This is a genomic window from Lentzea atacamensis, from assembly GCF_003269295.1.
Taxonomy (GTDB): Bacteria; Actinomycetota; Actinomycetes; order Mycobacteriales; family Pseudonocardiaceae; genus Lentzea; species Lentzea atacamensis.
The window spans coordinates 267,091-291,037 of the sequence record NZ_QLTT01000004.1; the positions used below are offsets into that span (position 1 = coordinate 267,091).

At 67.7% G+C, this 23,947-nt stretch carries 30 protein-coding genes; 14 read left to right on the top strand and 16 right to left on the bottom strand.

From position 1 onward, the window contains the following. Positions 1-282 precede the first annotated feature (282 nt). Positions 283-489 (bottom strand): hypothetical protein, encoded by a 207-nt coding sequence (locus C8D87_RS45225; protein ID WP_146771799.1) that lies wholly within the window; start codon positions 487-489, stop codon positions 283-285. A 71-nt stretch (positions 490-560) separates the two neighbouring features. On the opposite strand from C8D87_RS45225, the gene C8D87_RS20235 reads away from it, so the two are divergent. The 3 genes from C8D87_RS20235 to C8D87_RS20245 are packed head-to-tail and all read left to right on the top strand — an operon-like array spanning position 561 to position 2,999. Then, entirely contained in the window at positions 561-1,163 is a 603-nt protein-coding gene (locus C8D87_RS20235; RefSeq protein WP_112227919.1) for an RNA polymerase sigma factor, read from the top strand. Next, positions 1,160-2,041, top strand: a complete 882-nt coding sequence (locus C8D87_RS20240) for a hypothetical protein (RefSeq protein ID WP_112227920.1) — start codon at positions 1,160-1,162, stop codon at positions 2,039-2,041. Before C8D87_RS20235 ends, C8D87_RS20240 begins: the two co-directional genes overlap by 4 nt. Positions 2,042-2,084: 43 nt before the next feature. Beyond that, entirely contained in the window at positions 2,085-2,999 is a 915-nt protein-coding gene (locus C8D87_RS20245; RefSeq protein ID WP_112227921.1) for an alpha/beta fold hydrolase, read from the top strand. Here the strand turns inward: C8D87_RS20245 and C8D87_RS20250 are convergent. Further along, entirely contained in the window at positions 2,909-3,412 is a 504-nt protein-coding gene (locus C8D87_RS20250) for a hypothetical protein (protein ID WP_146771800.1), read from the bottom strand. The genes C8D87_RS20245 and C8D87_RS20250 overlap by 91 nt on opposite strands. Before the next feature lie 50 nt (positions 3,413-3,462). Continuing rightward, entirely contained in the window at positions 3,463-4,857 is a 1,395-nt protein-coding gene (locus C8D87_RS20255) for a WS/DGAT/MGAT family O-acyltransferase (protein ID WP_233442212.1), read from the bottom strand. Between the two features lie 223 nt (positions 4,858-5,080). On the opposite strand from C8D87_RS20255, the gene C8D87_RS20260 reads away from it, so the two are divergent. After that, a complete protein-coding gene (locus C8D87_RS20260) occupies positions 5,081-5,899 on the top strand; it encodes an esterase/lipase family protein (RefSeq protein ID WP_112227924.1) in 819 nt (272 codons plus the stop codon). A gap of 3 nt (positions 5,900-5,902) precedes the next feature. Here C8D87_RS20260 and C8D87_RS20265 read toward each other — a convergent pair whose 3' ends face one another. Further along, a complete protein-coding gene (locus C8D87_RS20265) occupies positions 5,903-7,270 on the bottom strand; it encodes a glycoside hydrolase family 28 protein (protein ID WP_112227925.1) in 1,368 nt (455 codons plus the stop codon). Between the two features lie 146 nt (positions 7,271-7,416). Continuing rightward, positions 7,417-7,551 (bottom strand): hypothetical protein, encoded by a 135-nt coding sequence (locus C8D87_RS48630; protein ID WP_267899874.1) that lies wholly within the window; start codon positions 7,549-7,551, stop codon positions 7,417-7,419. A gap of 9 nt (positions 7,552-7,560) precedes the next feature. Here C8D87_RS48630 and C8D87_RS46015 point away from each other — a divergent pair, with 9 nt between their 5' ends. Together C8D87_RS46015 and C8D87_RS20270 are read left to right on the top strand one after the other, a co-directional pair. Continuing rightward, a complete protein-coding gene (locus C8D87_RS46015; protein ID WP_170166505.1) occupies positions 7,561-7,734 on the top strand; it encodes a hypothetical protein in 174 nt (57 codons plus the stop codon). Further along, positions 7,721-8,314, top strand: coding sequence for a pentapeptide repeat-containing protein (locus tag C8D87_RS20270; protein WP_112227926.1), 594 nt, complete (start codon positions 7,721-7,723; stop codon positions 8,312-8,314). The genes C8D87_RS46015 and C8D87_RS20270 overlap by 14 nt, the downstream gene beginning before the upstream one ends. Here C8D87_RS20270 and C8D87_RS20275 read toward each other — a convergent pair whose 3' ends face one another. Next, positions 8,315-9,283 (bottom strand): DUF2332 family protein, encoded by a 969-nt coding sequence (locus C8D87_RS20275; protein ID WP_112227927.1) that lies wholly within the window; start codon positions 9,281-9,283, stop codon positions 8,315-8,317. A 104-nt stretch (positions 9,284-9,387) separates the two neighbouring features. Between C8D87_RS20275 and C8D87_RS20280 the strand changes: the two genes are divergently transcribed. Then, entirely contained in the window at positions 9,388-10,146 is a 759-nt protein-coding gene (locus tag C8D87_RS20280; protein WP_112227928.1) for an enoyl-CoA hydratase/isomerase family protein, read from the top strand. Further along, positions 10,146-11,498: a pentapeptide repeat-containing protein gene (locus tag C8D87_RS20285; protein ID WP_112227929.1), complete on the top strand. Its 1,353-nt coding sequence runs from the start codon at positions 10,146-10,148 to the stop codon at positions 11,496-11,498. Before C8D87_RS20280 ends, C8D87_RS20285 begins: the two co-directional genes overlap by 1 nt. On the opposite strand, the gene C8D87_RS20290 is transcribed toward C8D87_RS20285, so the two are convergent. The 8 genes from C8D87_RS20290 to trxA form a co-directional block, all read right to left on the bottom strand. Continuing rightward, the gene (locus tag C8D87_RS20290) at positions 11,495-12,094 is read right to left on the bottom strand and encodes an MBL fold metallo-hydrolase (RefSeq protein WP_109637486.1); all 600 of its coding nucleotides are present in this window, start codon (positions 12,092-12,094) and stop codon (positions 11,495-11,497) included. The two genes, C8D87_RS20285 and C8D87_RS20290, sit on opposite strands and share 4 nt — an antisense overlap. Continuing rightward, positions 12,094-13,182 (bottom strand): S-(hydroxymethyl)mycothiol dehydrogenase, encoded by a 1,089-nt coding sequence (locus C8D87_RS20295; protein ID WP_112227930.1) that lies wholly within the window; start codon positions 13,180-13,182, stop codon positions 12,094-12,096. Before C8D87_RS20295 ends, C8D87_RS20290 begins: the two co-directional genes overlap by 1 nt. A gap of 15 nt (positions 13,183-13,197) precedes the next feature. Further along, positions 13,198-13,716, bottom strand: coding sequence for a VOC family protein (locus tag C8D87_RS20300; RefSeq protein ID WP_109637490.1), 519 nt, complete (start codon positions 13,714-13,716; stop codon positions 13,198-13,200). A gap of 37 nt (positions 13,717-13,753) precedes the next feature. Then, on the bottom strand, positions 13,754-14,614 hold the full coding sequence (locus tag C8D87_RS20305; RefSeq protein WP_146771801.1) for a chorismate transformation enzyme, FkbO/Hyg5 family: 861 nt from the start codon (positions 14,612-14,614) through the stop codon (positions 13,754-13,756). 105 nt (positions 14,615-14,719) lie between these two features. Continuing rightward, positions 14,720-14,989 (bottom strand): DUF4235 domain-containing protein, encoded by a 270-nt coding sequence (locus tag C8D87_RS20310; RefSeq protein ID WP_112227932.1) that lies wholly within the window; start codon positions 14,987-14,989, stop codon positions 14,720-14,722. After that, positions 14,986-15,273, bottom strand: coding sequence for a DUF3618 domain-containing protein (locus C8D87_RS20315; RefSeq protein WP_112227933.1), 288 nt, complete (start codon positions 15,271-15,273; stop codon positions 14,986-14,988). Before C8D87_RS20315 ends, C8D87_RS20310 begins: the two co-directional genes overlap by 4 nt. Continuing rightward, positions 15,270-15,659, bottom strand: a complete 390-nt coding sequence (locus tag C8D87_RS20320; RefSeq protein ID WP_109637951.1) for a phage holin family protein — start codon at positions 15,657-15,659, stop codon at positions 15,270-15,272. Before C8D87_RS20320 ends, C8D87_RS20315 begins: the two co-directional genes overlap by 4 nt. Positions 15,660-15,692: 33 nt before the next feature. Beyond that, a complete protein-coding gene (gene trxA, locus C8D87_RS20325; protein ID WP_109637499.1) occupies positions 15,693-16,058 on the bottom strand; it encodes a thioredoxin in 366 nt (121 codons plus the stop codon). A gap of 135 nt (positions 16,059-16,193) precedes the next feature. Here trxA and C8D87_RS20330 point away from each other — a divergent pair, with 135 nt between their 5' ends. Genes C8D87_RS20330 through C8D87_RS20345 form a run of 4 tightly spaced genes read left to right on the top strand, consistent with a single transcriptional unit; the run spans position 16,194 to position 20,327 of the window. Next, positions 16,194-17,096: an ABC transporter substrate-binding protein gene (locus C8D87_RS20330; RefSeq protein WP_112227934.1), complete on the top strand. Its 903-nt coding sequence runs from the start codon at positions 16,194-16,196 to the stop codon at positions 17,094-17,096. After that, positions 17,086-17,916 carry an amino acid ABC transporter permease gene (locus C8D87_RS20335; protein ID WP_109637504.1) on the top strand — a complete coding sequence of 277 codons (831 nt, stop codon included), beginning with the start codon at positions 17,086-17,088 and terminating at the stop codon, positions 17,914-17,916. Before C8D87_RS20330 ends, C8D87_RS20335 begins: the two co-directional genes overlap by 11 nt. Further along, positions 17,903-18,661: an amino acid ABC transporter ATP-binding protein gene (locus tag C8D87_RS20340; RefSeq protein WP_211337381.1), complete on the top strand. Its 759-nt coding sequence runs from the start codon at positions 17,903-17,905 to the stop codon at positions 18,659-18,661. Before C8D87_RS20335 ends, C8D87_RS20340 begins: the two co-directional genes overlap by 14 nt. Position 18,662: 1 nt before the next feature. Further along, positions 18,663-20,327 carry a PAS domain-containing protein gene (locus tag C8D87_RS20345; RefSeq protein ID WP_112227935.1) on the top strand — a complete coding sequence of 555 codons (1,665 nt, stop codon included), beginning with the start codon at positions 18,663-18,665 and terminating at the stop codon, positions 20,325-20,327. Here C8D87_RS20345 and C8D87_RS20350 read toward each other — a convergent pair. Both C8D87_RS20350 and C8D87_RS20355 read right to left on the bottom strand, forming a co-directional pair. Next, on the bottom strand, positions 20,305-20,487 hold the full coding sequence (locus tag C8D87_RS20350) for a DUF397 domain-containing protein (protein WP_109637512.1): 183 nt from the start codon (positions 20,485-20,487) through the stop codon (positions 20,305-20,307). The genes C8D87_RS20345 and C8D87_RS20350 overlap by 23 nt on opposite strands. Then, positions 20,462-21,307 (bottom strand): helix-turn-helix domain-containing protein, encoded by an 846-nt coding sequence (locus C8D87_RS20355; RefSeq protein ID WP_109637514.1) that lies wholly within the window; start codon positions 21,305-21,307, stop codon positions 20,462-20,464. The genes C8D87_RS20350 and C8D87_RS20355 overlap by 26 nt, the downstream gene beginning before the upstream one ends. 125 nt (positions 21,308-21,432) lie before the next feature. Between C8D87_RS20355 and C8D87_RS20360 the strand changes: the two genes are divergently transcribed. After that, positions 21,433-23,709: a chitobiase/beta-hexosaminidase C-terminal domain-containing protein gene (locus tag C8D87_RS20360; protein WP_411711420.1), complete on the top strand. Its 2,277-nt coding sequence runs from the start codon at positions 21,433-21,435 to the stop codon at positions 23,707-23,709. Positions 23,710-23,757: 48 nt separating this feature from the next. Continuing rightward, positions 23,758-23,946: a hypothetical protein gene (locus tag C8D87_RS20365; protein ID WP_109637519.1), complete on the top strand. Its 189-nt coding sequence runs from the start codon at positions 23,758-23,760 to the stop codon at positions 23,944-23,946. Position 23,947 lies beyond the last annotated feature (1 nt).

The following is a 23,947-nucleotide window of genomic DNA, read 5'->3' on the forward strand; positions in this document are numbered from 1 at the left end:
GGAGCGGGTGGGCTCTCATCCGGTTCCCTCCTCTCCGGCTGCGGTGACGGTTCCCGGTCGCGTCCCCCTCGCGCTTCCTCTTGTCGCGGGCGAAGATGACCATGGCTTTGTGACATCTACTAGAGAACGTCCGGCCCAGATGTGGACGAGGTTCACTCGGTCGAGTGAGTCGGCGCTCCTGCTGAGGTCCTCGACCACGATCGCGTTAGCGGTCGGTCAGCGCGAACTGCGGCGGTGACGTCCCGGCCTCGGGCAGCGCGGGTGCGGGACGTCAGGAGCAGGTCACGCCCGCTCGCATGGTTGAACAACAGGCCCGGCTCGTGCGCGGGCCAGTAGTCCGCAGCGCGACGTCGCAAGTGAGGCGATGAGCGTCAGGCGGTTGGCGGCCTGCAGCCAGGCGAAGCCGCGCAGACGGGCCACGTCGCGCAGCGAACGGCCGTACGCCGCGTGCGCGATGCCCGCCAGATCGGCCACCCCCAGATGTGCCACGCTCCGCAACGCTAGACACGAAGACGTGAAACTGGTGCCAACACTCACGGGGCGAGCGGACACGAACAGGTATGACGACCGAAGACCCTGACGACCGCGCGTTGTGGTCGCAGGCCGCTGGGGGCAGTCCGTACGCCTTCGGGGTGCTGTTCGACAGGCATGCCAAAGCGGTCTACAACCACTGCTTCCGGTTGACCGCGTCGTGGGCCGCGGCCGAGGACCACCTGCAGGCCACGTTCCTGATGGCGTGGCGCAAGCGCGGCAACATGCCCGCGCTGGAGCGTGAGTCGGCGTTGCCGTGGTTGCTCGCGGTGGCCACGAACGTCGTGCGCAACGACCAGCGGTCCCTCGGGCGGCGGCTGCGGCTGTTCGCTCGGGTGGCCGAGGAGCGGCCGGTGCCTGACCACGCCGACCACGTCGCCGAGCGGATCGACGACCAGCGGCGGATGAAAGAGGTGCTCAAGGCTGTCGCGCGGCTGCCTCGCAACGAACGGGAGGCGCTCGCCCTCTGCCTGTGGTCCGGGGTGTCCTACGCCGACGCGGCCGCCGTGCTCGGGATCGCCGAGGGCAGTGTGCGGGCGCGGGTCAGCAAGGCCAAGTCCCGGCTGCACCGGATTCTCGGTGAGCAACGCGAGGTCGTCCCGCTCGCCGCACTGACCGTGGAGGACCGATGACCAGCATGCTTCCGCCCGCACGCGACCTGCCGCCCGGCCGCCAGGACGAGATTCGCGTCGAGATCGAACACGCCGTCGCGGGACGCGGCCAGCGGCGGATGCGGCTCGCCCCCGTGCTCGCCGCGGCCACCGCGGTCGGCGCCGTGGCTGCCGGGGTGGTTTTCCTGGCGCCGTCACAGCAACCGCAGACCGCGACCCAGCCGATCCCCACGACCAGCGAGCCCACCACCTCCGCTCCCGCGACCAGGCCCGCGCCGGTCATCCCCGGCCTCTCCGAGGAGCGGATCGCCGCGATCGAGAAGGGCTGCCAGGAGTCCGCGGGTGTGCAGGGCACGCCGAAGCTCTACCAGCACGTGCAGGACGAGGCGGGCAAGCTCGCGTTGATCTACACCGGCAGCGCGGTGCTGACCTGCACCCTCGACACCGCCGCCTTCCCCTACAACTCGGGCATGACGAGCGGGTTCAACCCCGAGTGGTTGCCGGGGCACTTCTCGGTCGACAACAACGAGGCGATGGGCGGGGGTGACGTGCCGGGCAACAAGCCGATCTACCGCGGGCAGCGCGGTTACCGGCTCGTCGCGGGCCGGGTCGACTCGAAGGTCGCGCGGGTGACGTACACGCAGGACGGGCGGACGATCGACGCCAAGATCGCAAACAACACCTACGTCGCGCGCATGGTGCACGCCACGACCTGGTCGCCCCCGGAAAGGATCGACCTGGGCGAGGTGAAGGCCTACGACGCGGCCGGCAACCTGCTCGGCACCAACAACGGGTCCGACAAGTGCTTCGTCAACCCGCAGGGCGTGATCGTCTCCGGTGGTTGGCGAGACCCGAACGTCGACCCCAAGACGTGCGAGCAGGCACAGCCCTGGCGCTAACGGACGCTACCAACCGGTAGCAACAACCGACATACTGGTTGGTATGACGACTGTGGCGAACTTCGGCGGCACCAGCCACTACGCGGACCTCGACGGGCCCGTGCACTGGGTCGACTTCGGCGGACCGGAAGACGGTCCGAAGATGGTCCTGGTGCACGGGCTCGGCGGCTCGCACCTGAACTGGGCACTCCTCGCCCCCTTGCTCGCGCAGAAGGCGCGAGTCACCGCCGTCGACCTCGCGGGCCACGGCCTGACTTCCCCCGAGGGACGCCAGACCACGGTCCAGGCCAACTCGAAGCTGCTCGGCCGGTTCATCAGGGAAGTCGTGGGGGAGCCGGTGATCCTCGTCGGCAACTCGATGGGCGGGATGATCTCGCTCTTCCACACCGCCTACAACCCCGGCCTGGTCAGGGGCCTGGTGCTGGTCGACCCCGCACTGCCGATGGTGTTCGGCACGCGCCCCGACCCGCTGATGCTGAGCACCTTCTTCATGTACTCGGTGCCGGGGCTGGGGGAACGGTTCCTCGCCAAGGCCAAGACCGCCCCCGCACGCAGGCAGGTCGAACGGGTGCTGGAGCTGTGCTGCGCCGACCCGACGACCATTCCCGAGGAGCTCAAGCAGGCGAGTGAGCACCTCATCGGCGAACGCGCCAAGATCCCCGGCCTCGACGCCGCGTTCCTCGCGGCCGCGCGCAGCACCGTGTTCACGACGTCGAAGCGCGGCGCCTACTACGCGGCGATGGCCAAGCTGCGCGTGCCGGTGTTCCTGATGAGCGGCGACCGCGACCGGCTGGTCAACGTCGCCGCCGCCCGGTACGTGGCCAGGAGGCACCCGCACTGGCGCTACGACGAGTACGAGGGCATCGGTCACGTGCCCCAGATGGAGATCCCCGAGGTCGTGTCCGAGCGGGTCCTGGACTGGATGGACGCCAACCGCCTGAGCACCGCGGCCAGCTGACCGAACGTGAGCCGCTCCCGCAGCACGGGGGCGGCTCCGGTCAGCACGAAGTGGTCGTCGAGCTGCTCCACACCGGTCAGCTGGATCCCGCGCGGCAGCTCCGGCACCGCGAACACACGCGCCGGCAACCACCGGTGCAGCCGCACGTGCAGCTCGGAGCCGACCAGCTTGACCGTCAGCGGCAACCAGCTGACCAGTTGCAGCTCCGGAATGTCCGAATGCGCCACCTCGACGCGGAACTCCACGGGCGACGACACCAGCGTCGCGGGCGGGTTCACGTGGACGTCGCGGCACACGACGGTCGCGCGGCGGGCACGCCAGCGCGACCACCGCACGTTCTCCAGCTCGATGCGGAGGTCGTCGACCTGTCCGAGCGCCAGCCCGAGGGCGCCCAGCCGTGCGTCGAGGCCCACCACGGTCAGGTGCAGGTCGTGCGCACCCGCCTGGACCGTCAGATCGTGCCTCAGCCCTGCTCGTCCTTCTCGGCCGCCAGTGCCACCATCTCGTCGAAGCCCGCGCGGATGCCGTCCGCGAGCAGCTGGACGTCCGGCACACCGTCGAAGTCGGCGTTGATGCCGAAGGTGAACTTGTCCAGGTAGGAGAAAATACCGACGGTGATCCGGATCGTCGAGGCGATCGGCACGTACGGGAACATCTCCACCAGCGGCCGGCCGAGCATGTAGAGCGGGATGCGCGGGCCGGGCACGTTCGTGGTGACGGTCTGCAGGATCTGCTGCGGGAACCGCATCGCGGTCCGCGAGCCCAGCGCCATCAGCGTCGGCGCGGCGAAGTTCGACAGGTTCGTGATCACGTCGGCGCCGGCGGCCTGGCGGGAGTTCTTCAGGTCGTCCATCTGCGTGCGGATCGACGCGAGGCGCTTCACCGGGTCGGCCTCGCCGACCGGCAGGTTCACCAGCACGGCGCTGACGCGGTTGTTCAGCTCGTTGTGCTGGTCGGCCTTGCGCATCGACACCGGAACCATGGTCCGCACGACCATGCCGTCGATCAGCTCGCCGCGCTTCTCCAGCAGATCCCGGAAGCCGCGCGTGACCGCCGTGAGGATCACGTCGTTGACCGTGCCACCGGCGGCCCTGCGCACCTGCTTGATCTCGGCCAGCGACGCGCGCGCCCACACCCAGCGGCGGTGCGGCCCGATAGGACCGTTCAGCGACGTCGCCGCCCGCGTGACCAGTCGCCGTGCCGTGCCGGGCAGCGAACCCAGCACCGACTTGCCGAAGTCCAGGATCTCGTTGAGCGACCGCAGGTTCCGCGCCAGCGCGGGCAGGGCGGCGAGGTGCTGCACGGGCGTCACGACGGCGTCGCGCACCCCGTCGACCACCAGGTCGAGGGTCGACGGCTGCGGCGCCGGCTTCCACTCCGCGGGCTCCGGGACAACGCTTTCCTTCTGGAAGTCCAGCATGAGCTGGAGCATGTCCGTTCCGGACACTCCGTCGATCATGCAGTGGTGGACCTTGGAGATGATGGCCCAGCGGCCGCCTTCGAGGCCCTCGACGAGCCAGGCCTCCCACAGCGGCTTCGAGTCGTCGAGCTTCTGCGCGAAGATCCGGCCCGCGAGGTTGCGCAGCTGGTCCTCACCGCCCGGCGACGGCACCGCGGTGTGACGCACGTGGTAGAGGACGTTGAAGTGGTCGTCGTCGACCCAGACCGGACGGCCCACGTGGAACGGCAGGGCCTTCACCTTCTGCCGGTAGCGCGGCACGTGCTCCAGCCGCGACACGAAGAGGCGGATCACATCGCCGTAGGACGGGGCCGGCCCGTCGAAGACCAGGACGGAGCCGACGTGCATGGGCACGTTCTCGTCCTCGATGAAGTAGAAGCCTGCGTCCAAAGAGCTCATCCGATCCACTCGAAAAATGCTAGAGGACCGAAGCTTGGAGAATCGACGTCCATGCAGGTGAGAGGCACTGCACACGTGTGAGGTTGCCAACGCGTTACCTGGACGTGGCGAATCGAGACTCGAAAGTACTGGCAAAAAGATCGTTCACGAAACATCATGGACTCACTGGGCAACGCGGCCCGGTGACGCCGGCTCGGGGTTGTCGACGTGTGGGGAGGCTCCTATGTCTGCCGTACCTTCAGACGAGGTCTTCGAAGTTCCTGCTGCCTCTCCGCTCCACCTCGTCAGAGGGTCCGCGCCCGGCCTGTTCTGGTACCTCACCGAGCCCACCCGCTGCGCCCTCGACGTGGGCGAGTTCGTCGCCACGCGGTCGATGCTCAAAGGAGCGCCCGCCGGTGACGGCCATCCCGTGCTGGTGTTCCCCGGTCTCGGGGCCGCGGACTCGTCGACGGTGATGCTGCGCCGGTTCCTGTCCGGTTTGGGCTATCGGGTGGTCCCGTGGGGCCTGGGGCGCAACATCGGCCCGACCCGGCGCGCGGTCGACGGAATGCACGCCCTGGTGAAGAAGGTGTCCTCCGAGCACGGCGGCCCGGTCTCCATCGTGGGCTGGTCGCTCGGCGGGATCTTCGCGCGCGAGATGGCACGCGACCACCCGCACCGGGTGCGTCAGGTGATCACGCTCGGCTCGCCGTACAACATGTCGGATCCCGTGCAGTCACGGGCGATGCCCGCCTTCGCGTTGTTCTCGCGCCTGCACATCCCGCGCGAGGAGTTCCCGCCGCTGGAGTCGACCAGGCCGCCGATCCCGGTGCCCGCCACGTCGATCTACTCCAAGACGGACGGGATCGTGTCGTGGGAGTCGTGCATCGAGGAGCCGGGGCCGCGGCGGGAGAACGTCCAGGTGTCGTCCTCGCACCTGGGATATGGCTTCAACTCGAGCGTTCTGTGGGTCGTGGCCGACCGGCTGGCGCAGGCGGAGGGCACGTGGGCGCCCTTCGCCGCGCCGCCGGGGATGGCCCGCCTGTACCCGCGGGCCGCCTGAGGCCTACTTCGTCATCGGCCTGCCGTTCGCCGTGACGTTGGTGAACTTCAGGCCGTCCACGTTCTTGACGGTGTTGGTGGTGGAGCCGACACCGTTGAACCTGCTGTCCCGGACCTCCAGGCCCTTCACGTGCTCCTGCGGCAGCCCGGACACGTCGAGGACCTTCGACGCCTTGGTGCAGCTGGAGTTCGAGATGAAGAACGGCCCGAACTTGGGAACGTGGTTGCCCGTCTGCGAGTTGTAGGTCGTCGTCACGTAGACGAACGCGCGCGCGAAGACGCCGGACACGCTGTCCAGGTTGATGTTCTGCGAGAAGCCGCCGCGCTTCGTGTTCGACTTGACGTACAGGGCGAACTTGGTGGCGTTGACGCAGTTCAGCTTGTAGCCGTAGACGTTGCGGATGCCGCCGGTCTGCTCGGAGCCGCACGTGATGGCGCCCCAGTTGCCGTTCATGCGGCAGTTGACGACGACGATGTTCTGGCACGGGACGTTGAGCCGTCGGCCGTCCTCGTCGCGGCCCGATTTGATGGCCACGTTGTCGTCGTGGGCGCCGAGGTCGCTGTTGGAGATCACGACGTGGTCGCACGACTCCGGGTCGCACGCGTCGGTGTTGTTAGCGGCCGTTGACGGGTCGGTGTGCACGTCGTCGACCGTGACGTTCTTGCAGAGCGTGGGGTGGATCTGCCAGAACTTCGGGTTCTTCAGCGTGACGCCCTGGATCAGCACGGTGTCGCACGAGTAGGGCTCGATGAACGTCGAGCGCATGTTCTTGCCAGAGCCGGGAACCACGCGCTTCTCGGGCGGGGTTCCCTTGGCCACCAACGACTCCAGGTACGAGCGGTCGCTGCCCTTGTTCCACGAACCGGTGGCGCCCGCGTCCAGGGTGCCGCGGCCGGTGATCGCGATGTTGGTCTGCTTGTACGCGTAGACCATGGGGGAGCGGTTCATGCACTCGATGCCCTCGTAGCGCGTCAGCACGGTCGGGAACTTCGAGGCGTCACCGGAGAACTTGAGCAGCACGCCGTCCTCCAGGTGGAAGTCGACGTTGCTCAGCAGGTGGATCGCGCCTGTCACGTAGGTGCCGCGCGGCACGATCACGTGGCCGCCGCCCGCCGCGTTGCAGGCGGCGATGGCCTTGCGGAACGCTTCGGTGTTGTCGGTCTTGTTGTCACCCTTGGCGCCGTACGCGGTCGCGTCGAAGTTCTTGTCGGGGAACGACGGGAGCTTCGTGTTCCGCACGATCTCGTTGGCGGCCGGCCAGGGCAGGTCGGGCACAGCGACCGCGAGCGCGGCCGGGGTCAGGACCGGGGTGGCGATGGCGGCCACGACGGTGGACTTCATGAGCAGCCGACGGGTGATCCTGCCGTCCATTCGACGTCCTCTTCCTCGAGGCGAACGGCGGCGTTGGAACAAGACTGTAAACGTTTGCGGCGCGCCTCACAACAGCCGGAAAGCCGCCAGGGCGAGCTTCACCCGTGCCAGGTCGGCATCGTGGAGGACCTCAACGTCTTCTTCGCTCAGCTGCTCGACGGCAGGATCATCTCGTTGAAGTCGTTGGGGGAGATGCAGAAGACGGGGCCGGTGGTCGCCTTCGACGGCTCGACGGTCGAGTACGGGCTCGGGCTGCACCGGCACGGGGACTTCTGGGGCACGACGGTTCGGTGTGGGGCGCGGGCACCTGGTCGTTCCACAGCGCGGACGGCAAGCGGCAGGTGTCGCTCGCCGTCAACCTCCGGCGCTGGAACAACAAGGCGATCGACGAGGCGGTAGCGGCCTTTCAGCGGAAGGCGTTGCACGACCGGACGGTGCCACAATCGACCGATGGACGCCGATGACTTCCGCCGACGGCTCGTCCCGGGTGCCGATCTCCGCGGAATCACCTTTCCCGCCTACGACGACCTGGCCGGTGTAGATCTGCACGGTGCGGACCTCCGCGGCGCGGACCTCCGTGCGGTCAGCAGGTACGGCGACTGCAACGTGGAGCTCACCAACGCCAACCTGTCCGGTGCGGACCTTCGCGGGGCGTGGCTCGGAGCACCGGACTTCGAGGGTGCCAACCTCAGCGGCGCCAACCTGTCGGGGCTCGACTTCAGGCGAACGCAGTTCGGTGAGGCGAACTTCAACAGGGCGGATCTCACCGGGGCCGACCTCACCGGGGCCGATCTCAGCCAGGCCGTCCTGACGTCCGCGGACCTGCGCGGCGCGAACCTCGCGGGTGCCACGCTGCCCGACCTCCCAGCGCTCGACGGTGCCCGCTTCGACTCGTCCACGCGGTGGCCTCGGACCATCCCCGCGGCCAACGTGAACGAAGCGGACGGCACCTACGTGATCACCGCACCACCCCCGCCCGCGAGGGAGCCTCGGCGCACCCGCCGCGGGTCTCCTGACGAGACCCGCAACTTCATGACCTGGTAGTCAGCTGTAGATGGTGACCGTCAGCCGCGGGTTGGAGCGAAAGTCGATCGGCTCGTAGGCGACGCGGGCGAGCGGCATCGAGCCGGCCGCCGCCGTCAGCGTCGTCTCGATCTCGTTGCGCTCGTCCTCGGTCAGGTACGGCCAGAACGAGCTGTGCCAGATCACCGTGTACGTGCCGCGCTCCTCGGGCGGCACGAGGTTCTCCCGCAGCCACCGCCCGGCGGGCGACCGCGCGACCTTCACGCCGACCTTGGCGGCGACCTCGATGGCGTCGTCGAGGTCCCACCGCAACGAGTCGTGCTCCGGCGGGATGAACGAGTGCAGGATCATCGCGTGCTTGGGGTCGCTCGGGTCACGCGGCTGCAGATCGCAGCCCGCCCGGTCGACGATCTCCAGCTCGGGCGGCCGCGGCCCGACCGCGGCCAGTCGCACCGGCGAGTCCTTGTCGCCCCACTCCCAGCCGAGGCCGAACCAGCGGTAGCGGTCCAGGATGAGGTTCAGCCCGGCGCAGGCACCGAGTTCGAGCAGCCGGACCTTGGGCGCCCCGATCATCGTCAGCCCGCGCAGGAGGAACCCGGCGGTCTTGGGTTGGTGTTGCTGCACCGTGCGGTCCAGCGCCGCCAGGATCTCGCCCGCGTTCTCGACGATCGCCCGCCGTGCCGCGAGCCACGCCAGCAGCGCCGTGGAATCGGACTCGCCCGCCATCGCCGCGGCGTGCGCGCCGGCGAACCGCTGGCTCAGCTCCGGCGCCTTTCCCGACAGCATCAGCAACCGCACACCCGCGAGCGCCTGGATGCCGAACAACGGACTGTGCACGGCGCTGTGCGAGCAGAGCAGCTCGGCCACCGGCCCGCCGCGGTCGAGCTCACTCGCGAGTTCCGAGAGGATGCGTGCCGACACGGGCGCGCTGGTGCGCAACCGCACCGCGAACGTGCGCAGTGTGGAGGCGCCGATGCCTGCCGCGGTCACGCTTCCCTCCCCTTCTTCGGCAACGGACCTTACAAGGGCGTGAACGCATTCTTCCCATCCGAGACCGGGCGTGGCGGCGGAAGGCGGTGGGTATCGTGCGGCCTGTGAGCGAGTTCCTGGAGCTGTCCGCGGCCGGTCCGGTCGCCACGTTGACGATCAACCGGCCGGCCAAGCGCAACGCGATGAGCTACGAGATGTGGTCCGCGCTGCCGGGGCTGATGGCTGAGGTTTCCGCTGATGAGCGCGTCAGGGTGCTGGTCATCCGGGGCGGCTCGCACTTCTCCGCCGGTGCCGACATCGCCGAGTTCTCGACGTTGCGACGGGGTGCTGCCGGGGCTGCTCGCTACGGCGAGGCGGTGCACAACGGGGAACGCGCCATTGCCCAGCTGGACAAGCCGACGATTGCCGCGATTTCCGGGTTCTGCGTCGGCGGTGGGTGTGAGATCGCCCTCGCCTGCGACATTCGGGTGGCGTCTTCGGATGCGCAGTTCGGCATCACGCCCGCAAAACTCGGCATCGTTTACAACTTCACGTCCACCAAGGCGCTCGTCGACGCGGTGGGGCCGGCGTGGGCGAAGCAGATCCTGTTCTCGGCCGATTTGATGGACGCTTCGACGGCGCTGCGGATCGGGCTGGTGAACGAGGTCGTGGAGTCCTTGGACGCTCGGGTGAAGGAACTCTCCGAACAGATCGCGGGGCGTGCGCAGGTGTCCGTCCGTGGGGCCAAGAAGATCATCAACTCGATCACCGACGGTGGGCACGAGGACGACTTCGTGCGGGCGCTGTACGCGGAGGCCGCCTCCAGTGCGGACTACGAGGAGGGCGTGTCGGCGTTCCTGGAGAAGCGGCCGCCGAGGTTCTGATGGCTTCCCCTGTGCCACAGCCGACTTCGCGTGAGCCGTTGCAACCGATGCCGCGCAAGGTGATCGCTCTCGTGGCGACCGGAATCGCTCTCGTCACCATCGTGCTGGTGGTCGTGCTGTGGTGGTGGGGTACGGCCGGTCTCTCCGGCAAGGAGCTCGTCACCGCTCGGCTGGACGCGTTGCGCACCGGGTTGAGCATCGGCATCGGTGGTGGCGGGGTCTTCGCGTTGTACCTGGCCTGGCGACGGCAGCACGCGACTGAGGTCGGGTTGGTGCAGAAAGAACTCGACCAGGCTGATGTGGCGCGGGCGTACGAGCTGCAGCGTGAAGTGGCCGAGCACAACCGCCTGCACGCGGAACGGGTCGCCGCGGCCACTGAGAAGGATGCCTCCGACCGTCGAGTGACCGAGCTGTACACCAAGGCGAGCGAGCAGCTCGGCTCGGACAAGGCGCCGGTCCGGTTCGCCGGTATCTACGCGCTGGAGCGGTTGGCGCAGGACAACCCCGAACATCGTCAGACCATCGTCAACCTGCTGTGCGCCTACCTGCGGATGCCCTACCCACCGCGCGGCGACGAGAACGACGCCGACCACCGCGAGCGGGTTCAGGAGTTGGAGGTCCGCCGCACCGCCCAGCACGTTCTCTCGTCCCACCTGCGCCCTGCGGCCGGTGTGACGTTCTGGGGCGAGGCGCAGGAAGTGAACCTCAACGGGGCCACCCTGGTCGACGTCGACTTCAGCGGCTGCCACTTCGGCGAAGCCGACTTCGGCGAAGCCGTGTTCGTCGGTACCGCGAACTTTGTGGGAGCCGCGTTCACCCGGCTCGCTTCGTTCAACCGCGTCGTGTTCGAGGGCTTCGCGCAATTCGTGAACGTCAAGTTCGACGCGGTTTTCTTCGTGAACGCCACCTTTCACGGGTCCAACTTCATGAACGCCGCGTTCCGCCTCGCGCAGTTCGACGGCGCCAGGTTCCGCGCGGCTGTGCGTGCCGAAGTCGCCGAGGCCCACCATCCTCGCCATGGAGGCAGCGACCGCCCAGGCGACTACTTCAACACCGCCCACTTCCGGGAGCTGGGGAACTTCCGGCGGGCGTCCTTCGACGCCGGCGTCGACTTCAGCGATGTCACCGGCAGCGGACTGGAGTTCGGCGGGGCTTGCTTCGGTGGAGTCACGAAGTTCAACCGCACGACCATCCTGGCCGAATGCCTGGTGGATGACGGCGCTGGTCAGTTCATCCACGCCCAGGTCTCAACCGGCGATGTCGCCACCCGCTCGACCTGGCCCGAGAACTGGGTTGTCGGCGAGGACGGTGTGATCACAGAGCGGCCGGTTGAGACCTCGGCGAGCGATTAGAAAACCTCGGCGGCGATCGTCGTGTCCGGCCCGTGGCCCGTGTGCACCACGGTGTCGCCGGGCAACGTCAACAGCTTCTCCCGGATGGACTTCTCGATCGTCGGCCGGTCCGAGAACGACCGCCCGGTGGCCCCGGGCCCGCCCTGGAACAACGTGTCCCCGGTGAACACCGCCCCCAGCGAGGGCACGTAGAAGCACACCGCACCAGGCGAATGCCCGGGTGTGTGCAGCACGTGGATCTCCTCGCCCGCAACGGTCAGAACCTGCCCGTCCTCCAAGGCCTGGTGCGGGATCACGCCGGTGTGCGTCAGCGACCACACGATGTGGTCGTCCTGGTGCAGGGCGAGAGGCGCGCCCGTGGCGTGGGCGAGGTCCGGGGCGACGCGGACATGGTCGTCGTGGGCGTGGGTCAAGAGAATCGCCACGACGCGACGGCCATCAACAACCTTCAAGATGGCATCGACGTCGTGCGGCGCGTCGATGACGACGCACTCCGACGAGTCCCCGATGACCCACACGTTGTTGTCGACGTCGAAAGTCTCGCCGTCCAGCGAGAAGGTGCCGGACGTGACGGCGTGGTCAACACGAAGCGCCATCAGAAGACCACGACCGATCGCAGCACCTCGCCGTGGTGCATCTTCTCGAACGCGCCCTCGACGCCTTCCAGCGAGATCTCCTCGGTGACGAACGCGTCCAGGTCGAAGCGGCCCTGCTGGTACAGGTCGACGAGCATCGGGAAGTCGCGTGAGGGGAGGCAGTCGCCGTACCACGAGGACTTGAGCGAGCCGCCGCGCGAGAAGAAGTCGATCAGCGGCATCTCGAGCTTCATGTCCGGCGTCGGAACGCCGACCAGGACCACGGTTCCGGCGAGGTCGCGGGCGTAGAAGGCCTGCTTCCAGGTTTCGGGGCGGCCCACGGCGTCGATCACCACGTCGGCGCCGAAGCCGTCGGTCAGGTGCTGGATCTCGGTGACCACGTCGTCGACGTCGCGGACGTTGATGGTGTGGGTGGCACCGAAGCCCTTGGCCCACTCCAGCTTTCGCGGGTCGGTGTCGACGGCGATGATCTTCGCGGCGCCGGCGATGCGGGCACCCGCGATGGCGCCGTCACCGACGCCGCCGCAGCCGATCACGGCCACCGAGTCGCCGCGGGTCACTCCGCCGGTGTTCATGGCGGCGCCCACGCCGGCCATGACACCGCAGCCCAGCAGGCCCACGGCTGCGGCTCGTGCGGAGGGATCGACCTTTGTGCACTGTCCTGAGTGGACCAAGGTCTTCTCGGCGAACGCGCCGATGCCCAGTGCCGGCGAGAGCTTGGTGCCGTCGGTCAGCGTCATGGGCTGGGAGGCGTTGAACGTCGAGAAGCAGTACCAGGGCTTGCCGCGCTTGCAGGCGCGGCAGGTGCCGCAGACGGCGCGCCAGTTCAGCACGACGAAGTCGCCGGGCGCGAGGTCGGTGACGCCGGAGCCGACGGACTCCACCACGCCCGCGGCCTCGTGGCCCAGCAGGAACGGGAAGTCGTCGTTGATGCCGCCCTCGCGGTAGTGCAGGTCGGTGTGGCAGACGCCGCACGCCTGCACGCGAACCACGGCCTCGCCCGGACCGGGATCGGGCACCAGCACCGTGGTCAGCTCTACCGGCTGACCTTTTCCTCTGGCGACAACACCTCTGACCTCTTGCGCCACGCTGCGACTCCGTTCCTACCTGATCAAGGTCGTGCCTTCGAACTCGCCGAGCTCTTCCCGGTAGAACTCAATCCCTACACCGTTGGGGTCGCGGATGTACAGGCTGTCCTCGACGCCCCGGTCGGGGCCCAGGTACTCGATGCCCGCGTCGTCCAGTTTGGCCTTGATCTCGTCGAACCGCTCGGGGGACGTGGACAGCGCCAGGTGCTGCACGGCGCCGATCGTCTCCATGAACTCCGGGTGGTCGTGACCGGGGAAGTCGAAGAACCCCAGCAGGTTCTTGCTGCCGAGGTCGAAGAAGAAGTGGCTGGAGCCGCGGTAGTCGCGGTTCTCCACGAGCTCCACCAGCGGGAAGCCGAGGAACTCCTGGTAGAACTTGATGGTCTCCTCGACGTCCTTGCAGATCAACGCGATGTGGTGGACGCCGCGGGTGGGTGAGCCGCCGCGCTCGTCGAGCGGCTTCACGTACTTGTCGCGCAGCTCGTCGCGCTTGGACCTGATCGCGTCGAGCTCGGCACCCTCTGGCTGTGGCATGCGAGTGAGAATAGTTTAGTTTTCAAACTCTCGCAGGCTAACCAGCGACGCCCTCGAACTCCAGAACGCGCTCTTCCTGAAGCAGTGTGGCCTGCAGATATGCCAGGCTCGTCTCACGATCCAGACGAGTGTCGCACTCGAACCGCGCCAGGGAAAGATCACCCGGTTGCCGCGCGTAGACCTTCAGCGACGTGATGTCGTGCAGGCCGAAACCGTCCTCGATTCCCCACTGCCCGAGGTTCACCGCGCTCATCAGTTGTTCGGCGTCGTCGAGCGACGGTGCGGTGAAGAAAAGCCTGCCGTGCACGTAGACGCCACGCGCGCCGCTCGGTGCGATGATCGTGATCGGGGTGCCCGCGCGGCAGGCCAGGAAGTGGAACGCGATGCCGCCGCCGCGTGAGCCGATCACCGTCGCCGCGGGCAGGCCGCTCCACGTCACGGGTCGTTTCGCGAACGCTTCGGCCTGGCCGAGCAGGAACTCGCGGTAGCTCTGCGGGTTGAGGTCCTGCAGGTAGTTCCACATCCGGAAGATGTGGTGGTAGCCGAGCTTGCCGGCGAGCTCCAGCGCGGCGCGGAACGCGAGCCGCCCGGCGTAGGTGTACTCGTCGCACGGGGGAATTCGTCCCGCGCAGAACAGGTATTCGCCGTCGTGGGCGTAGGTGATCGCCTTGTGCTCACCGGATTCGACGCCCCGCGAGCTGGTCCAGACCTCGGCGAAGCCGCTCCGCTCGTCGGCCAGGTGCACGGTCAGTTCCGGGTGACCGGCCCGCAGCACCGGGTTGAACGACGTGCCGGCGAACCGCACGACGCCCAGCCGGGAGCGGGCCGGGTCGTCCGGAACCGCGGTCAGCGGCTCGAACCTCGAGGAAAGCGCACGAGCCCGCAGCTGACGAGTCATCACTGGCCCTTTCGCAGGCAACCGGGCCAGATTAAGTCGCCAAACGATTGGTGTGTACCGCTGTGTCTCGTTTGGATGTTCGGCGGAACCGGTTACGGGTGCCGATCAATCCTCTTCGTCGCCGGGCCATTTGCCCGTCAGCTTCTGATATCCCTTGGCTCCGCCGCGGTCGATCGCGGCCTTGACCAGGCCGAAGATGGCTCCCTGCAACGCCGCGGCCAGCAGGACCTCGCGCCAGGTGCGGTTCCTCATCGTCGCGCTCGGCGCTTCCTTGTCGCCTGCCACAACTTTCCACACCTGTCCGAAGATGGCGGTCGCGACGAAGCCTCCCAGCGCGCCGAACAGCATTCCCAGTGGGCGGTAGAGCAACTTCATCCATTCCTCCTGGAAATTTTCCAGATGACGAGGACAAGTGCGATGAGCACTGCCGCGATGGCCGCCGGATGCCGGCGCGCCTTCTCGACCTGCTCCGCCACCGGCTCCGGCAGCGACTCGATCGCCTCGCTGGTGGCCCTGGTCATCCTGACCTTGGTGTCGCGCGCCCGCTCCTTCACCCTGCCGGGCACGTCGGCCTTGTGCGCCAACGCTTCCACGGTCTCACCGAGCTCGCGGCGGGTGCGCTCGACGTCGCGCTGCAGCTCTTCCCTGGGATCGCTCATCGGTGCGCACGCTCCTTGATCGTCGCGATGTCCTCCTGGACGTTGTCCATCGCCTGCCTCGGCACCGGCGGGGTGGCCTGCCGGACCTGGGAACGACCCATCAGCGCCGCGACACCCGCGATCACGAAGAGGACGGCCGCGACGATCAGCGCGGACGCCCACGCGGGTAGTACGAGGCTCAGGGCGAGGATGATGCCCGCGACGACGCTGAGCCCGCCCCACCACGCGAACACGCCGGCCGCGCCGAACATCCCGGCGCCGACACCGGCGTGCTTGCCCTTGTCCTTCAGCTCGGCGACCGCGAGACGGATCTCATCGCGGGCGAGCCTGCTCACCTGCTCGGACAGCTGGTTGACCAGCTGTGCGGTCGACGTGTCGGTGTTCATGCACGTCAGGTACCCACAGCTGATCTGGGCCAATCAGCCCTGCTGGGCTTCCTTCACCTTGGCGTGGACCTCTTCCATGTCCACGTCACGCGCCTGCTGGATCAGGCTGTCCAGCGCGTTGCCGGGCAGCGCACCCGGCTGCGCGAACAGCACGACACCCTCGCGGACGATCATCAGCGTCGGGATGCTGCGGATGCCGAACGTGGCCGCCAGCTCCTGCTGCGCCTCCGTGTCGACCTTGCCGAACACGAGATCCTCGTGCTTCTCCGACGCGGCCTCGTACGTGGGCGCGAACGCGCGGCACGGGCCGCACCACTCGGCCCAGAAGTCGACCAGGACGATGCCGGATCCGCCGACCACCTCGTCGAAGTTCTCCGTGGTCAGCTCGACCGTCGCCATGTGGTCCTCCTCGTTTTTCTGGGGGGTACCCACTCCAACGGAGCAGACGTCAACGGAATTCCCGGGATGCGCGCGGCCGCTCACGACTTCAACTTTTTGTGGACGTGTTCAACTCGGCGTTGTACGGTCCCCGCCATGATGCCGCGCCTGCTCGTGACCTCGCTGCTCGTACTGGGGCTCGCCGCCTGCGGGTCCACGTCTGACCCCGCGCAGACGTCCACGCCGCCCTCGTCGGATCTGTCGTCGGTCAAGAAGGACGACAAGCTCGCCGCGCTGGTGCCGCCCGAGATCGCGTCGGCGGGCAAGCTGCGGGTCGGGTCGAACATCCAGAACCCGCCCAACAACTTCTACGACCAGGACGGCAAGACGCCGATGGGCTCGGAGGTCGACCTGATCAAGGCGATCGCCGCGAAGCTCGGGCTCAAGGCCGAGCACAGCGACATGGCGTTCAGCTCGCTGATCACGAGCCTGGAGACCAAGCGCGTCGACGTGACCATGGCGGCGATGAACGACACCGCCGAACGCCAGCAGAAGATCGACTTCGTCGACTACTTCACCTCCGGCATCACGATCATGGTGCAGAAGGGCAACCCGAAGGGCGTCAAGGGACCGGACGACCTGTGCGGCAAGGGCGTGGCGGTGAACCTCGGCAGCTCGCAGGAGCAGTTCGCCAAGGAGCAGAGCCAGAAGTGCCAGGCCCAGGGCAAGCCCGAGGTGCAACTGAGCGTCACCGACAGCGACACCGGCAACCAGAACCAGCTGCGCACCGGCCGGGTCGCGGCGATCCTCAACGACCTGCCGACCGCCGTGTACGTCGCGAAGACCGCCGGTGACGGCAGCTACTTCGAGGTCGTCCAGCTCCCGCCGATCAACGGCGGCCCGTACGGCATCGGCGTCAACAAGGAGAACGCCAAGCTGTCCGAGGCGATCAAGGGCGCCCTGCAGTCGCTCATCGACGACGGCACCTACGACAGGATCCTCACCACCTGGGACATCAAGCAGGGTGCGATCGCGAAGGCCACCATCAATGGCAAGTGATCTCGCCCAGAACGACCTCCGGGAAGAACTGGTCGTCGTGCCGCTGCGCCATCCCTGGCGGTGGTTCAGCGGCGCGGTGATCGTGCTGGTCATCGGCGGTCTCGGCTGGGCGATGGCCGAGGCGCAGATCCAGTGGGAGGACGTGCCGGGGTTCTTCACGCACCCCGTGATGCTCGAAGGCCTGCTCAACACCATCGTGCTCGCCGTCTGCGCGCAGGGCGGCGCGATCGTGCTGGGCGTGGTGATCGCGCTGATGCGGCTGTCGGCGAACCCGGTCGCGCGGTGGTTCGCCGTCGGCTACATCTGGCTCTTCCGCGGGCTGCCGGTGCTGCTGCAGATCCTGATCTGGTTCAACCTCGCGCTGGTGTTCCAGAACATCAGCATCCCGATGCTGTTCTCGGTGCCCACCAACGTGGTCATGACCGCGTTCGTCGCGGCACTGCTCGGCCTGGGGCTGAACGAGAGCGCCTACATGGCCGAGATCGTCCGCGCGGGCCTGAGCAGCGTCGACTCCGGCCAGACCGAGGCGGCCAAGTCGATCGGCATGACACCCATGACGACGCTCAGAAGGGTCGTGCTGCCGCAGGCGATGCGCGTGATCATCCCGCCGACCGGCAACAACTTCATCAACATGATCAAGGGCACCTCGATGGCGTCCGTGATCGCCTTCCTGGAGCTCATCCACGCCGCGAACAACATCTCGTCGCGCAACCTGGAGATCATGGAAACCCTGTTCGCCGCCGCGGCCTGGTACCTCGTGATGGTGTCCGTCGCGTCGATCGGGCAGCACTACCTGGAGCGTGCTTATGGCCCTCGTTGAGGCGATCGGGGTGCGCAAGTCCTTCGGCCACACCGAGGTGCTGCGCGGGATCGACCTGGAGGTCGAGCGCGGCGAGGTCGTCTGCCTGCTCGGGCCGTCGGGCGCGGGCAAGTCGACGTTCCTGCGCTGCGTGAACCACCTGGAGACCATCGACGCCGGCCGGATCTGGGTCGACGGCGTGCCGGTCGGGTTCCGCGCGGCCGGAGGCAAGCTCCACGAGCTGCGCGAGCACGAGGTCGCCCGGCAGCGTCGCGACGTCGGCATGGTGTTCCAGCGCTTCAACCTGTTCCCGCACCGCACCGCGCTGGAGAACGTCATGGAGGGCCCGGTCCAGGTGCTGCGGCGCGCCCGCTCCGAGGTGCGGGCGGAGGCGTTGGCGCTGCTGGAACGGGTGGGCCTCGCGGAGAAGGCGGGCGCGTACCCGGGCCAGCTGTCCGGCGGCCAGCAGCAACGTGTCGCGATCGCGCGCGCTCTGGCGATGAAGCCCAAGCTGATGCTGTTCGACGAGCCCACGTCCGCACTGGACCCGGAACTGGTCGGCGAGGTGCTCGACGTCATGACCTCGCTGGCCCGCGACGGCATGACGATGATCGTGGTCACTCACGAGATCGGCTTCGCCCGCTCGGTCGCCGACCGCGTGGTGTTCCTCGTCGACGGCGCCGTGGTGGAGAGCGGCACACCGGCCGACGTGCTGGACAATCCACAGCAGCCGCGCACGCAACAGTTCCTCGCAAAGGTGTTCTGAGTTGACCGACTCCTCGTACCTCGCCCAGTTCCGTGAACCGGAGGGGTACCTCGACTTCGCCCGCTTCGGCCCGCCGTCGATCCCGGTGGTGCAGGCCACCTCGCGGCTGATGGAACAGGCCTCGCTCGCCGGGCCCTCCACAGTGGACACGCTGATGCGCGAGGAACAACGGGTGAAGGCCGCCGTCGCCCGGCTGTGCCGCTCCGACACCGACCACGTGGCGCTGGTGCCCAGCACCTCGATCGGCCTGTTCCAGGCCGCGTTCGGGCTGTCCGGGACCGTCATGTACTCGGCGTCGGAGTTCCCGGCCAACACCTATCCGTGGGTGCGGGCGGGACTGCCGTCGATCGTCTTCGAGGGTCCGGTGGCGCCGGCCGCCGTCGCGACCCGCCTGACGCCCGAGGTGTCCTCGCTGTCGGTGTCCGCTGTGGACTTCCGCACCGGCTACCGCGCGGACCTGGCGGCGTTGCGCGAGGTCGTCGGCGACCGGCTGCTGATCGTCGACGGCATCCAGGGCTTCGGCGTGGTCGACGAGCCGTGGGAGCTCGCCGACGTGCTGGTCGTCGGTGGGCAGAAGTGGCTGCGGGCCGGGTGGAGCACGGGTTTCGTCGTGCTGTCGGACCGGGCCTTGGAGCGGCTTTCGCCGGTGCTCTCCGGGTGGACGGGCGCGGTCGACGCCGGGCTGTTCGACAACTCGGTGCACGACGCCGCTCCGGACGCCGCCTCCTGGAACATCACGAACCTCTCGCCGGTCGTCTCCGGCGCTTTCGCGGAAGCGTTGGAGCTGGTCGAGCTCGCCGGGGTCAGCTCGCTGGAAGCGGCGGTGGCGGAGGTGGTCTCCGAGCTGGAGGAGATCGTGCTGTCGTGCGGCGGCAAGATCGTGTCGGCTCGCGAGCGGCGGGCCGGGATCCTCGCGTTCACCATGCCGGAGGCGGCTTCCGTGGTCGGGGAGGCGTTGAACGCCTTCGGAGTCACCGCGACCGTGCGGCCCGAGCACGTCCGGTTGTCGCCGCACGCCACGACCACGCGCGGGACGCTGGAACGGGTGCGGGCCGCGTTGAAGTCGCTGTCCGGGCCCTCGGTCTCCGAGGTTCCGGCGGCGTTGTCGGCGCTGGTGCCGACGGTCGACAGCCTCGCGTCGGCGCTGGGGCCCGACACCGAGGTCGTCGTGCACGACCTGTCGCGGCTGCCGAACTCGATCATCGCGATCGCGGGCTCGCTGACCGGGCGGCAGGTGGGCGGGCCGATGACCGACCTGTTGCTGGGGCTGGTCCGGCGCGGCACGACCACCGACATGCCCGGCTATGAGACGTACGCGCCCGATGGGCGGGCCATCTGGTCGTCGACCACTTTCGTGCGCGATGCGGCCGGTGTGGCCGTGGGGTGCTTGTGCGTCAACAAGCTGGCCGTGCACGAGGCTTCCGGGCCCGTCGAGTCGTTTCCGCAGGACGTGGACACGCTGCAACGGGTGCTGGTCGAGAAGGCGATCGCCGATGTGGGTGTGCCGGTCGAGCTGATGAAGAAGGTGCACAAGTCGCAGGTCGTGCGCGTGCTGGACGAAGCCGGGTTCTTCCTGATCCGCGACTCCGTCGACCACCTGGCGGGTGTCCTGGAGGTCACCCGCTACACGATCTACAACTACCTCAACGAGAACCGAGGTACCTGATCAGGCTTGCCCAGGCGGGGGACGAGAACGCGAGCACGTCGCCACTCGCGTTCTTCGAGTCCCGCACGAATGCGTCCTGGGCCAGCGACACCTCCACACAGGCGCCGCTTTCGCTGCCACCGCTGTAGCTGCTCTTACGCCAGGTCCGCTTCTCCGTCATGAGGTTCCTCTCGAAGTCGGCTGACGTACTCCGCCAGCTTGCGCTTCGATTGTTCCTCATCCAATGCCAGCTCATCCAGTCGCTTGAACAGGCTGGTGGTGCGATCGACGGCGAGGCTGTCCTGCGCGAACACCTGGGCCAGGTCGGTTTCGCTGTAAGCGAGCGTGGGCGCTTTGTCGAACTCCAGCAACGCACAACCCGCCATCAGAGTGATGGCGTCGTCGGGGACGATCCGCAGAATGTGCGTGTTGAAGAGCATGCGGAGGTACTGGTCCTCCATGACCTTGTCGCTGCCGACACGTGTCTGCAAGACGCGTTCGAGGACGTAGAACCGGCATTCCGGCCTGTTGACACGGCGCAGGATCGACTGGCGGTCCATGCGGAACTTGACGCACCCCGCGATCTTTTCCTCGGGTACGAGGCCAGCTTTGCGGTACAGGGCGTCGGCGTACTCCCGAGTTTGGATGAGGCCGGGGACGGCGAGCACGTCGACCCACGTGATCTTCGTGGCCATCGACTCGGCCATGGCCAGCGTGCGCAGATCGTCCGGGACTTGCGCGATGTACGGGTCGAAGGCGTTGCGGTACCGGGTCAGGAAGTCGTTGAAGTAGTCGATGTCCTTGCCGCACGCCGTGAGATATTGGACCAGGTCGATCTCGCTCGCGCGCGCCTTGCCGTGCTCGATGTTGGACACCTTGCTTGGATCCCATCCAAGCAAAATCGCGAACTTGCGGCCGTTGAGCGTGGAGCACCGCTCGCGCAGGAGGCGCAGTTCCTCGCCGAGATCCCGGCTGTAGGCGGTGGATGTCGTCGCGGTCATGTGTCAACGCTATGGGTTGTTTCCGGTTCAAGGTACGGGCTCGTTCGGGTGAAAACGTCGCTTGTTCAAACAGGCGTCCGCCGCTTACCGTTCGAGGTGTGAGAGCGCTCTCAAAGGTGAGATGGCTGGCCGGACTGGCCGCCGCAGCGATTGCCCTGTCGTCATTGGCGTCGTCCACCGCCGCGTCCGCGGCCGAGGACTACACGCAGAACGTGACGGCGCTGGACTCCACTCAGGCGCGGATCGACTTCACGCCGACAACCCCTGCCCTGTACGTCGACGTGCACTACTTGATCACCGGTGTTCCGCAGCAGAACTTCCGCATGACCAACAACGGCGGCGTCTGGCAGAAGACCGTCGGTGGGCTGTCATCGGGCACTGCCATCGAATACTGGTTCACCTACGAGAAGAGCGGACCTCAGTACGACACGCCGCACTTCACCTACACACACGGCAGCACGCAAGCTCCCGTGGCCACACCAACCTTCAGTCCGCCGGGTGGGGCGTACACGTCCGCCCAGACCGTGACGATCACGACGGCCACCGCCGGCGCGTCGATCCGGTACACAGTGGACGGTTCCACGCCGACCGCCGGCTCTCCGCTCTACACCGGGCCGATCTCCGTGCCCACCAGCCGCACGATCAACGCGATAGGCATCAAGGCCGGGCTCACGAACTCGTCGGTGGGCAGCGCCACCTACACGATCGGCACGCAGCAGGGCTGCGTCCAGTCCGACAACCCGAACTTCGGGCCGAACACGCGCATCTTCGACCCGTCGATGTCCGCTGCGAGCATCCAGACGCAGCTCGACGCGGACTTCAACATGCAGAAGGACACGCTGACGGCGCAGATGGCGCCGCGCCGGGTCGCGCACCTGTTCAAGCCGGGCACGTACAACGGCATCCACGACGACGTGGGCTACTACACGTCCGTTTCGGGTCTGGGGCGCAACCCCGGAGATGTTCTGATCAACGGTGACATCACCGTGGACGCCTTCAACGAGTCCGACAAGGGCGTGGCGCTGCAGAACTTCTGGCGCTCCGCCGAGAACATGGCGGTCAACCCGAGCAACGGCACCAACCGGTGGGCCGTGGCGCAGGCGGCACCGTTCCGCCGCATGGACATCCGCGGCAACCTCGCGCTGTACCCGGCGTCGTACGGCTTCGCCAGCGGTGGCTACACGGCGGACACCCGCGTGTCCGGTCAGACGGCATCGGTCTCGCAACAGCAGTGGTACACGCGTGACTCGAACTACGGCAGCTGGAACGGCGGCGTGTGGAACATGGTGTTCTCCGGGACGCCGGGCGCACCACCGACCACGTTCCCGAACCCGCCGTCGACGAACCTGGCGACCACGCCGGTCTCGCGTGACGTGCCGTACCTGTACCTCGAAGGCAACCAGTACCGGGTGTTCCTGCCTTCGTTGCGCACCAACGCTTCCGGTGCGTCGTGGATCAACGGTGGCACGCCGGGCACGTCGTTGCCGATGAGCCAGTTCTACGTCGTGAAGGCCGGTGACACCGCGTCGACGATCAACGCGGCGCTGGCGCAGGGCTGCAACCTGTTCTTCACGCCCGGCATCTACCACGTGAACCAGACGATCAACGTGACCCGGCCGAACACCGTGGTGCTCGGCATCGGCTACGCCACGATCGTGCCGGACAACGGGGTCAACGCGATGCAGGTCGCGGACGTCGACGGCGTGCGGATCAAGGGCATCCTGTTCGACGCCGGGACGACGCGATCGGACGCGTTGCTGACGGTGGGGCCGGCGGGCTCGTCGGCGTCGCACGCGGCGAACCCGACGACGTTGCAGGACGTGTTCTTCCGGGTCGGCGGGGCGATCGCGGGCAAGGCGACCAACAGCCTGGTCGTCAACAGCCACAACACGATCATCGACCACACCTGGGCCTGGCGCGCCGACCACGGCAACGCGGGCACCTGGGGCTGGACCGAGGCGGTCGGTGACACGGGCGTCGTCGTGAACGGCAACAACGTGCTGGCGACCGGGTTGTTCGTCGAGCACTACCAGAAGTACCAGGTGATCTGGAACGGCCAGGGCGGGCGGACGATCTTCTTCCAGAACGAGATGCCCTACGACGTGCCGAACCAGGCCACGTGGATGAGTCCGAACGGGCTGGCCGGCTATGCGGCCTACAAGGTCGGCGACAACGTCACCACGCACGAGGCGTGGGGGCTCGGCAGCTACTGCTTCTTCAACGTCAACCCGTCGGTGCGGGCGCATCACGCGTTCGAGGTGCCCGACCGGCCCGGCGTGCGGCTGCACAACCTGCTGACCGTGTCGCTCAACTACCAGGGAACGATCACGCACGTGGTGAACGAGGTGGGGGCGGTGACGCCGCCGGGCACGGTGCCGGTGAACGTCGTCAGTTACCCGTAGTGCGGAAATGCGGCCCGTCACCGAGGTGGCGGGCCGTACCCTCGCCTGGTGAGCAGGACGACGACGGTCTCGGTGGAGGACCAGGGCTTCTGGGTGTTGGACGACGCCCTCGCCGTGTGGCCCGGTTACCTGATCGACCAGGCCGAGCGCGTGGCTGACCCGTGGCTGGCGGAGCGCGCCGAGGACTGGCGGGGCACCCTGGAATGCCTCGACGTGGGGAAGTCCTTCGTGGGCTGAC

Excerpts from the sequence above, each read along its gene's own strand:
- C8D87_RS20235 (WP_112227919.1), top strand. The coding sequence starts at position 561 with ATGACGACCGAAGACCCTGACGACCGCGCGTTGTGGTCGCAGGCCGCT.
- C8D87_RS20240 (WP_112227920.1), top strand. The coding sequence starts at position 1,160 with ATGACCAGCATGCTTCCGCCCGCACGCGACCTGCCGCCCGGCCGCCAG.
- C8D87_RS20245 (WP_112227921.1), top strand. The coding sequence starts at position 2,085 with ATGACGACTGTGGCGAACTTCGGCGGCACCAGCCACTACGCGGACCTC.
- C8D87_RS20255 (WP_233442212.1), bottom strand. The coding sequence starts at position 4,857 with ATGAGCTCTTTGGACGCAGGCTTCTACTTCATCGAGGACGAGAACGTG.
- C8D87_RS20260 (WP_112227924.1), top strand. The coding sequence starts at position 5,081 with ATGTCTGCCGTACCTTCAGACGAGGTCTTCGAAGTTCCTGCTGCCTCT.
- C8D87_RS20265 (WP_112227925.1), bottom strand. The coding sequence starts at position 7,270 with ATGGACGGCAGGATCACCCGTCGGCTGCTCATGAAGTCCACCGTCGTG.
- C8D87_RS20270 (WP_112227926.1), top strand. The coding sequence starts at position 7,721 with ATGGACGCCGATGACTTCCGCCGACGGCTCGTCCCGGGTGCCGATCTC.
- C8D87_RS20285 (WP_112227929.1), top strand. The coding sequence starts at position 10,146 with ATGGCTTCCCCTGTGCCACAGCCGACTTCGCGTGAGCCGTTGCAACCG.
- C8D87_RS20290 (WP_109637486.1), bottom strand. The coding sequence starts at position 12,094 with ATGGCGCTTCGTGTTGACCACGCCGTCACGTCCGGCACCTTCTCGCTG.
- C8D87_RS20300 (WP_109637490.1), bottom strand. The coding sequence starts at position 13,716 with ATGCCACAGCCAGAGGGTGCCGAGCTCGACGCGATCAGGTCCAAGCGC.
- C8D87_RS20305 (WP_146771801.1), bottom strand. The coding sequence starts at position 14,614 with ATGACTCGTCAGCTGCGGGCTCGTGCGCTTTCCTCGAGGTTCGAGCCG.
- C8D87_RS20310 (WP_112227932.1), bottom strand. The coding sequence starts at position 14,989 with ATGAAGTTGCTCTACCGCCCACTGGGAATGCTGTTCGGCGCGCTGGGA.
- C8D87_RS20315 (WP_112227933.1), bottom strand. The coding sequence starts at position 15,273 with ATGAGCGATCCCAGGGAAGAGCTGCAGCGCGACGTCGAGCGCACCCGC.
- C8D87_RS20320 (WP_109637951.1), bottom strand. The coding sequence starts at position 15,659 with ATGAACACCGACACGTCGACCGCACAGCTGGTCAACCAGCTGTCCGAG.
- trxA (WP_109637499.1), bottom strand. The coding sequence starts at position 16,058 with ATGGCGACGGTCGAGCTGACCACGGAGAACTTCGACGAGGTGGTCGGC.
- C8D87_RS20330 (WP_112227934.1), top strand. The coding sequence starts at position 16,194 with ATGATGCCGCGCCTGCTCGTGACCTCGCTGCTCGTACTGGGGCTCGCC.
- C8D87_RS20335 (WP_109637504.1), top strand. The coding sequence starts at position 17,086 with ATGGCAAGTGATCTCGCCCAGAACGACCTCCGGGAAGAACTGGTCGTC.
- C8D87_RS20340 (WP_211337381.1), top strand. The coding sequence starts at position 17,903 with ATGGCCCTCGTTGAGGCGATCGGGGTGCGCAAGTCCTTCGGCCACACC.
- C8D87_RS20350 (WP_109637512.1), bottom strand. The coding sequence starts at position 20,487 with ATGACGGAGAAGCGGACCTGGCGTAAGAGCAGCTACAGCGGTGGCAGC.
- C8D87_RS20355 (WP_109637514.1), bottom strand. The coding sequence starts at position 21,307 with ATGACCGCGACGACATCCACCGCCTACAGCCGGGATCTCGGCGAGGAA.